The organism is Micromonospora sp. RV43 (assembly GCF_001029515.1).
Taxonomy (GTDB): domain Bacteria; phylum Actinomycetota; class Actinomycetes; order Mycobacteriales; family Micromonosporaceae; genus Micromonospora; species Micromonospora aurantiaca.
Window position 1 is genome coordinate 1 of record NZ_LEKG01000243.1, and the last position, 8080, is coordinate 8080.

The window sequence follows — 8080 nt, forward strand, 5'->3', positions numbered from 1 at the left end:
CCACCAGCGCCAGGATGGCCAGCGCGAGGCTGCCGGAGATGTCCACCCGGGCGGCCTCCGACGCCCACATCAGCAGCGCCACCGCGGCCAGCACCGCAGCCCCGAACACCACCATCGCCGCCACCGGCGCCAATTGCACGCCGGCCAGCCGCACAACCACCGCCGGGGCGGCGACGGCCAGGGCGATCCCGATACGGGCGGCGGCGCCCCGTCCGCTGACGGTCATTTCGATCTCAGCGCTCACCGCTCCCCCCGGCGATCCTCGAGCCCTGGATGTCGTCGGCTGCCCGGACAGTGACGGGCACGTTGCGCAGGCTTAGCCACACCGCGACCGCAACGCCGCAGATCAGGAAGGTGTCGGCCAGGTTGAACGTCGGCCACCAGTCCAGGTACAGGAAATCGACCACATGTCCTCGGCCCAGACCCGGAGACCGGAACAGCCGGTCGACCAGATTCCCGGCCGCTCCGCCTGCCACCAGGCCGAGCGCCACCGCCCACCCACGGTGGGTAACTCTGCGCCCATACCAGGCGATGCCCGCGATGACGGCCACCGTGACGACGGTGAAGACCGGAGTGATACCGGTACCGACCGAGAACGCCGCGCCCGGGTTGCGGGTCAGCCGCAGCGCCAACCCGGCGAACAGATCGACGCTGCGGCCCGGCAGCCACGCCGCGGCCGCGCTCTTGGACGCCACGTCCACCGCCAGCGCGGTCATCGCTGCCCCTGCCAGCCACGCCACCCGCTGCGGCGGGGCCTGCACAGCGGTCACTGGGCGCCGTCGCCGTAGGTGGGGCACAGCGCCACCGTCTCCCCGGTCGCGGCCAGCAGCGACTCGGCGGCCGACAGTACGGCCATCAGCTCCACGCGCGTCAGGAAGTAGAAGGACTGGCGACCGACCGCCCGATAGTCCACCAGGCCGCAGTCACGCAGGCAGGCCAGATGCGCCGACACCGTTGACTGCGCCCAACCCAGCTCCCGGACGAGATCCACCACCCGCGCCTCACCGTCGGCCAGCCGGCGAACGATCGCCAGGCGGGTCGGATCCGCAAGCCCGCGGAACAGTGCCGCAGCGGGGGCGAGAGTCTCTCGCTCCACCTGTTGTCTCATCGCCATGCGGCGATGCTAGCGCATTATTCGGGTTGGCATCGCGCGATCGCGATCACATCGTATCCACGTGATGCTGGCATGGATCTTTCGCGGATCCCCGGCATCGACAGCCGTGTCGTTCTTCGCGCTGGCCGCCTACGTCACGGTCGAGTCGGTGCGCGCGCTCGCCGGTGGCGGGGAAGCCGAGCACTCCACCGTGGGTTTGGTCCTGGCCGGCCTGTCGCTGCTCATCATGCCCGTGCTGTCTCATGCGCAGCGGCGGGCCGGGCGCGAGTTGGGTTCCCGGTCGGCGGTGGCCGACTCCAAGCAGACCCTGCTCTGTACCTACCTGTCGGCGGTACTGCTCGTCGGCCTGGGCTTCAACAGCCTGTTCGGCTGGTCATGGGCTGATCCCCTGGCCGCGCTGGTCATCGCCGCCGTTGCGATCAAGGAGGGGCGAGAGGCATGACGTGGGGACGCCTGCTGTGCGGTGCCGGTCAGCGGAGCGAACTCGCTTACTTTCCAGGCTGAGGGCGCCGGCGCCTGCGGGTGCAAGCCCGGCTGTGCCTGCTGCACGAGCGAGGCCAAGTGATCTTCCAGCGCATGCCCGAACCGGTAGGCGTCGTGTTCGACGCCGAGCTGTTCACCGCGCGCACCGCGACCGATTCCGCTGCCGCCTGGCGCGCAGCCGAACGCGCTCACATCCTGTCCCAGCCCTGGCCGTGGCGGCACACCGTCACCCACGCCGTGATGCTCAAACGAGCACCACGCGAGCGCGACGTGGTCGAAGCGGTGGGCCAGGCGGTCCGGCTCGCGGTGGCCGGCCCAGGATCAGCCGTCGGCCGCTACCCGGAAGGCAACACGGGACGGGCCCGCGTCCCCCTCACCCAGCTGATGCGGGTGCCAGATGACTTGGCGGCCATCCTGTCGCACCGAGCTGAGTGACCAGGTGGGCAGAAGCTCCGGCCAGGCGGCTAGCTGGCCCGTGGGGCGTACATGATGACGGCGACTCCGACAAGGCAGATGGCTGCGCCGATGATGTCGTAGCGGTCGGGGTGGAACTTGTCGACGACCATGCCCCAGGCGAGAGAGCCGGCGACGAAGATGCCGCCGTAGGCGGCCAGGATGCGGCCGAAGTTCGCGTCGGGTTGGAAGGTGGCGACGAAGCCGTAGACCCCGAGTGCGATGACGCCGGCCGCGACCGAGAGCAGGCCCCGGTTTTCCCGCCAGCCCTGCCACACCAGCCAGGCGCCGCCGATCTCGGCGAGCGCGGCGAGCAGGAACAGCAGGATCGAGCGGGCTACCGTCACGCGTCCGACCGTAGCGTGACTACCTCGCGCTCGCGCTGGTCACTCTGCCCGCAGGAGCAGTTGCGGCCGGCGCAGCCGGTGGTGTGGCGGCGTTTGCTGGCCCACCACCAGGACAGGCCGGCGAGCACGGCCAGGGCGAGGGCGACGCCGGGCAGGAAACGGTTGGCCGCGGCCCAGCCGGCACCACCGAGGATTCCGGCGGCCAGCAGTGGCGGCAGCACGCAGCAGGCGGCGCAGGCGGCTCCCGCGAGTCCGGTCATGCCGGAGGGGAGCAGGCGGCGCAGCCGGTTAGCAGGTGTCGGCACGGTCGTTCCTTTCGGCGAGTTCAGCAAACGGCAGGGGGCAGCAGGCGCTGCCGGCGCAGGCGACCAGGTCGTCGCAGCCGGCCGAGATGGCGGCGCGCAGGGTGTCGCGGATGACGGATAGGTCGGCCAACTTCTGTTCCACCTCGGCGAGCTTGTCCTTGGCTCGTGCCTGGAGGCCGGTGTCGGGTCGACCGTTGTGCTGGTGTTGGCCGGCGGCGAGGAGGTCGGCGACCTCGTTGAGGGTGAAGCCTAGGCGTTGCGCGGTCTTGATGATCCGCAGCAGGGTGACCGTGTCGGACGGGTAGAGCCGATGCCCGCCGGGCGACCGCTGCGGGGAGGCGAGCAGCCCTCGGCGCTCGTAGTAGCGCAGGGTTTGCAGGTTGACCCCGGCCGCGTCGGCCAGCTGGCCGCTGCGCAGCCCTGATCCGCTCATCGCTGAACCCGGACAGCCCGCTGGGCTAGGGCATCAAGCACGTCGACGTGTGCTGCCGGTACTCGAACGTCCAGCGTCAGTGAGTTCAAGTCGGGTCGCGCGATGTCGAACGTGAAGAACGAGCAGCAAGACGATTCACGGGCTGCCAGATCCCGCGCCGTCTTTTCGACCTGCTCCGCGCCGTCGAGGTGCAACCGCAGATGCTGTGCCGACAACCGCTCGGCACCCCGCACCGCGTCCCGGAAGAACTGATCGAACTCGGCGAGCCGCAGCGGCCGTTCGGCGGTCGGCAGGGTGCAGGCATCTGGCACCCAGGAGTCATCCGTCGTGACATGTTGGTCGCTCATGCAACGACGGTAAGCCTGTACCTAGGTATCAGATGCAAGCCCTGGTTCAGGAGAAGGACCAGGCTGCCGGCAGGCCGTCGGACACGGCCAACCAACGATGACCATTGGGTCGGCAATTGCCACGGTTGAGAAGCGGCTTACCGGGCAGCGACGCCGGCTGGGCGCCCACGGGTGCATACCAGTGTCCCTGCTCCTCGACCACGGTGTCGCCACAGATCCGATCAGCCCGGGCATCATTTGATGAGGCAAGGCCTTGTCGGCGTGGTCGACGCGGCCGTGACCAGAACGGACGCCATTGTCGGCACCCGCAGGAGCGAAAGCCGGCCTTCGAGGGTGCCGGTCAGCGGGCCTTCTTCGTCGTCCGCTTGCGGGGCGGCGTCAGCAGGTCGGCGATCGCCGCGATCGCGGACGGCACCAGTCGGTAGTACGCCCAGACGCCGCGCTTCTCGCGCTCGATCAGGCCGGCCTCGGTGAGGATCCGCAGGTGATGACTCACGGCCGGCTGGGACAGACCAAGCGGCGCGGTGAGGTCACTCACGGACGCCTCGCCGTCGGGAGCGGACTGGATCAGACTGAGCAGTCGCAGCCGGGCCGGGTCGGCGAATGCCTTCAGCACTCCCGCGAGCCGCTCGGCATCGGCACGCTTGATCGGCTCGCCGGCAAGCGGCGAGACGGCAGGCGTAGCTGTTTTCGCAGTTGGCACGTCTTCCATCGTTGCACCAACACCATCGATAGGCCGCTGGAACCAGGACCCGGTCACCGTCAGGTTGCGGGTAGGGAGCCCTGTCGGCTCGTCCCGGCCGTGTCAGGGGCCGGATGGGCGGTGCCGGCGTCGGCCCAGCGTGACGTGGAACTTGGGCCACTCGGCATGATGATCCGCGGACGAAGGAGGTGCCGGGCGTGCCCGGATCGTGTGACGTGGTGGTCGTCGGGGGCGGGCAGGGTGGCCTGGCGGCGGGCTACTACCTGCGCCGTGCCGGTCTGGATTACGTCATCCTCGACGCCCAGTCTCAGCCGGGTGGCGCGTGGGGGCATGGCTGGGACTCGTTGCGGTTGTTCTCGCCGGCCGAGTACAGCCCGCTGCCGGGGTGGGGGATGCCTCGGCAGGAGGGCGAAGACTTCCCGACCGCCGGGCACGTCGTGGACTATCTGCGGGCGTACGAGCAGCGGTACGACCTGCGGGTGCGCCGGCCGGTCCGGGCACATGAGGTGCGGCGAGCCGGGGAGCGCCTGGCGGTGGAGACCGACGCTGGGAGATGGCTGGCCCGGTACGTCATCTCCGCCACCGGTACGTGGGAGTGCCCGTCCGTGCCCGACATCCCGGGCCGTGAGGAGTTCGCCGGCCGGCAGCTGCACACGGTGAACTACGCCTCGCCGGAGGAGTTCCGGGGGCAGCGGGTCGTGATCGTCGGCGGAGGTAACTCCGCGGCGCAGATCCTGGCGGAGGTGTCCCGGGTCGCTGAAACCACCTGGGTCACCTTGCGGCCGGCGCGGTTCATGCCGGACACCGTCGATGGTCGGGTGCTGTTCGGTGTGGCCACCCGTAAGGCCGCCGGTGGTGCCGGTGGCGGCGTCAGCGACCTTGGGGACATCGTGATGGTGCCCAGCATCCGCGACGCGCGGGAGCGCGCGGTCCTGCACTCCCGTCCGATGTTCGTGCGGCTCACCGACCGCGGCGTGCGTTGGGCGGATGGCGCAGAGCAGCCCTGCGAGGCCGTCATCTGGTGTACAGGTTTCCAGCCCGACCTCGCCCACCTCGCGCCGCTGCTGCCCGGATGGCGGCAGGGGAAGGTGGCGGTCGAGGGCACCCGGTCAATGGACGAGGCCCGCCTTTACCTGCTTGGCTACGGCGATTGGACGGGGCCGGCGTCAGCCACGCTGGTGGGTGCCGGCCGCACAGCGAAAGCGACGGTCGCCGACATCGCCACTCGACTGCGCGCAGCTTAGCGTGCCTCTTGACAGGTCGGCTGCCCGCCGGCCGAGGTGGCGACGCGGCAAGCGGGAGTGCAGGCGAGCGACAACGACGGCGACGCGGAACCAGACGAGGGCCTGCAGCCGTCAGGGGAGGTCGGCGGTGCGGGCGCTGACCCATCGCTGCGCGGCCGTTTGCACGGCGTCCCAGGGGCTGCCCAGCGGCGGGGTGTAGGACAGGTCGAGGTCAGTGAGGGCGTCGACAGTCATGCGGTGGTGCAGGGCGCCGGCGTAGATGTCCACGCGGGTGGCGACTGCGGTGTCGCGGTGGCCGACGAGCTGGGCGCCGAGCAGCTGTCCGCTGCGCTGGTCGCCGGTGATCGCGATCGTGACCGGTTTGGCGCGCGGGTAGTAGGCCTTGTGATCGTCGACGCGGGCCACGTGCGTGGCGGGATCGAATCCGTGCTCTCGGGCATCGGCGTCGCGCAGACCGGTCCGGGCGGCTACGAGGTCGAAGACTTTGACCGCCTGGGTGCCCAGCGAGCCGGCGAACTGCCGGTCGCCGCCGGTGGCATTTTCTCCCGCCACGCGGCCCTGCTTGTGCGAGGTGCTGCCGAGCGGCAGGTACGTGTTCGTGTCCAGGAGCCGGTGGTAGGTGTGCACGCAGTCCCCGGCGGCGTAGACGTCCGGCACCCCCGTGCGCATGTGCCGGTCCACCGCAATCGCCCCGCGCACTCGGAGCCGGACGCCGGCGGTCTGCGCGAGCGCGGTGTCGGGCCGGACTCCGACGACGACAAGCACCACGTCGGTGATCTGGCTGAAGCTGCCGCTATCGCCGAGCTGGTTGGTGGAATGGCCGGTGACCTTCAGCCGGCCGCCCTCGCGTGCCACCTCAGTGACGGTGGTGTCGGTGACGACGCGCACGCCGTGGCGTGTCAGTTCGTCGGCGACCAGCGTCGCCAGCTGCGGGTCGACGGTTCCCAGCACCTGCGGGATCTGCTCGACCACGGTGACCTGCAGGCCTCGGGCGTGCAGGGCTTCGGCCATCTCCAGCCCGATGTAGCCCGCTCCCACGATCAGCGCGGATTCCGGGCCCCGCTGCAGCGTCTCGGCAAGGGAGAGGGTGTCGTCCATGGTGTGCAGCAGATGCACCCCGTCGGCCGGTGTGAGCTCGTGCAGGCCGGCGATCGGCGGGCGGACCGGGACGGCGCCGGTTCCGATGATGAGCCGGTCGTAGCGGAGCTCTTCGTCACGCCCGCCTGGCCCACTGACCGTGACGGTGCGGGACGTGGGATCGATGTGCCGGGCGCGGGTGTCCAGGAGTAGTCGCAATCCGGCGTGTTCGAGGTCGTCGCGTGTGCGGTGGGCAAGGTTCCGCCAGTCGGGCACGTCGCCGGAGATGTGGTACGGGATGCCGCAGATCGAGTAGTTGGGGAAGGCGTCGGCGGCGACCACAGTGGTCTCGACGGACGGGTCGACATGTCGGGCGCGTAGCCCGGCGCTGACGCCGGCATCGCTGCCACCGATGATCAGAATGTGGGTCATGATGCCTCTCCCATCGGCGGCCCTGGACGGGCATCTCACCGCTTAGGTTGCCTGCTTGGCCACGCTGCCCAACAGCAGCCAGCGGGTCGGGGGCGCTGGGGGTTGACTCTGCCGGGTCAGTCCTGCCGGACATCCGACCGGCAGGACTGACCGAGTTCAGGACGTGGCGGCGAGGTACCGCTCGGCGTCGAGGGCGGCGGCGCAGCCGGTGCCAGCGGCGGTGATGGCTTGCCGGTAGGTGTGGTCGACGAGGTCCCCGGCGGCGAAGACGCCGGGAATGTTGGTGCGGGTGCCGGGGGACTGCACGCGGACGTATCCCTCGTCGTCCAGGTCGACCTGGCCTCGGAACAGTTCGCTGCGAGGGTCGTGGCCGATGGCCACGAACACGCCGGTGACGTCAAGGACCGTGATCTCGCCGGTGTGGACGTTGCGCAGGCGCGCTCCGACGACGACACCGTCGTTGCCGATGATCTCCTCGACGACGCTGTTCCACACGATGCGGACCTTGTCGTTGGTGAGGGCGCGTTCGGCCATGATGCTGCTGGCGCGGAAGGTGTCGCGGCGGTGCACGATGGTGACGCTGCGGGCGAAGCGGGTGAGGAAGGTGGCTTCTTCCATGGCCGAGTCGCCGCCGCCGATGACCGCGATGTCCTGGTCGCGGAAGAAGAACCCGTCGCAGGTGGCGCAGGAGGAGACGCCATGCCCGAGGAGTTCCTGTTCGCCGGGGACGCCGAGGGGTCGCCAGGCGGACCCGGTGGCGAGGATGACAGCGTCGGCTCGATAGGCCTGCTCGCCCACGTACACGGTCTTCAGGCCAGGGCCGGTGAGTTCGACGCGGGTGACGTCGTCGGTGATGAACTGGGCGCCGAAGCGGTCGGCCTGCTTGCGAAGATTGTCCATCAACTCGGGGCCCATGATGCCGTCGGGGAAGCCGGGGAAGTTCTCCACCTCGGTGGTGGTCATCAGCGCGCCGCCGGACTGGACGCCCTCAATGACCAGGGGGGCGAGGTTGGCGCGGGCGGCGTAGAGGGCGGCGGTATATCCGGCGGGTCCGGAACCGATGATGATCAAACGGTGGGGGTCGGGCACGAGGGGCTCCTCGATCGGTCCGCCCGCCACCCCTGTAGGGGCGGCGGGCGGAC

The 8080-nt window shown here is 70.1% G+C and carries 11 protein-coding genes and 2 pseudogenes; 3 read left to right on the forward strand and 10 right to left on the reverse strand.

What is annotated here, in order from left to right; all coding sequences use genetic code 11:
- The 3 genes and pseudogenes from ABD52_RS34530 to ABD52_RS34540 form a co-directional block, all read right to left on the reverse strand.
- A pseudogene (locus ABD52_RS34530) lies at positions 1–244 on the reverse strand (sodium:proton exchanger); the annotation flags it as partial.
- Positions 234–716: a signal peptidase II gene (locus tag ABD52_RS34535; protein ID WP_135241032.1), complete on the reverse strand. Its 483-nt coding sequence runs from the start codon at positions 714–716 to the stop codon at positions 234–236. The gene ABD52_RS34535 and the pseudogene ABD52_RS34530, both read right to left, overlap by 11 nt.
- Positions 717–766: 50 nt before the next feature.
- Positions 767–1114: a helix-turn-helix transcriptional regulator gene (locus ABD52_RS34540; RefSeq protein WP_030271602.1), complete on the reverse strand. Its 348-nt coding sequence runs from the start codon at positions 1112–1114 to the stop codon at positions 767–769.
- Positions 1115–1217: 103 nt separating this feature from the next.
- Here ABD52_RS34540 and ABD52_RS34545 point away from each other — a divergent pair.
- Positions 1218–1679 (forward strand): annotated as a pseudogene (locus ABD52_RS34545) (cation transporter); the annotation flags it as partial.
- Complete coding sequence (locus tag ABD52_RS34550) at positions 1676–2032, forward strand: DUF3703 domain-containing protein (RefSeq protein WP_198039664.1); 357 nt, start codon at positions 1676–1678, stop codon at positions 2030–2032. The pseudogene ABD52_RS34545 and the gene ABD52_RS34550, both read left to right, overlap by 4 nt.
- Positions 2033–2061: 29 nt before the next feature.
- Here the strand turns inward: ABD52_RS34550 and ABD52_RS34555 are convergent, their stop codons facing one another.
- From ABD52_RS34555 to ABD52_RS34575, 5 genes are all read right to left on the reverse strand, one after another.
- A complete protein-coding gene (locus tag ABD52_RS34555; RefSeq protein WP_030271608.1) occupies positions 2062–2397 on the reverse strand; it encodes a YnfA family protein in 336 nt (111 codons plus the stop codon).
- On the reverse strand, positions 2394–2702 hold the full coding sequence (locus tag ABD52_RS34560) for a hypothetical protein (RefSeq protein ID WP_135241031.1): 309 nt from the start codon (positions 2700–2702) through the stop codon (positions 2394–2396). The genes ABD52_RS34555 and ABD52_RS34560 overlap by 4 nt, the downstream gene beginning before the upstream one ends.
- Entirely contained in the window at positions 2686–3135 is a 450-nt protein-coding gene (locus tag ABD52_RS34565) for a MerR family transcriptional regulator (protein ID WP_030271612.1), read from the reverse strand. Before ABD52_RS34565 ends, ABD52_RS34560 begins: the two co-directional genes overlap by 17 nt.
- Complete coding sequence (locus ABD52_RS34570) at positions 3132–3482, reverse strand: hypothetical protein (protein ID WP_030271613.1); 351 nt, start codon at positions 3480–3482, stop codon at positions 3132–3134. The genes ABD52_RS34565 and ABD52_RS34570 overlap by 4 nt, the downstream gene beginning before the upstream one ends.
- A 340-nt stretch (positions 3483–3822) precedes the next feature.
- Positions 3823–4194: a helix-turn-helix transcriptional regulator gene (locus ABD52_RS34575; RefSeq protein ID WP_030274786.1), complete on the reverse strand. Its 372-nt coding sequence runs from the start codon at positions 4192–4194 to the stop codon at positions 3823–3825.
- 188 nt (positions 4195–4382) lie between these two features.
- On the opposite strand from ABD52_RS34575, the gene ABD52_RS34580 reads away from it, so the two are divergent.
- Complete coding sequence (locus tag ABD52_RS34580; RefSeq protein ID WP_091332247.1) at positions 4383–5429, forward strand: ArsO family NAD(P)H-dependent flavin-containing monooxygenase; 1047 nt, start codon at positions 4383–4385, stop codon at positions 5427–5429.
- A gap of 111 nt (positions 5430–5540) precedes the next feature.
- Here the strand turns inward: ABD52_RS34580 and ABD52_RS34585 are convergent, their stop codons facing one another.
- Complete coding sequence (locus ABD52_RS34585; RefSeq protein WP_030274782.1) at positions 5541–6938, reverse strand: FAD-dependent oxidoreductase; 1398 nt, start codon at positions 6936–6938, stop codon at positions 5541–5543.
- Positions 6939–7094: 156 nt separating this feature from the next.
- Positions 7095–8027 carry a thioredoxin-disulfide reductase gene (gene trxB, locus ABD52_RS34590; protein WP_030274780.1) on the reverse strand — a complete coding sequence of 311 codons (933 nt, stop codon included), beginning with the start codon at positions 8025–8027 and terminating at the stop codon, positions 7095–7097.
- Positions 8028–8080 lie beyond the last annotated feature (53 nt).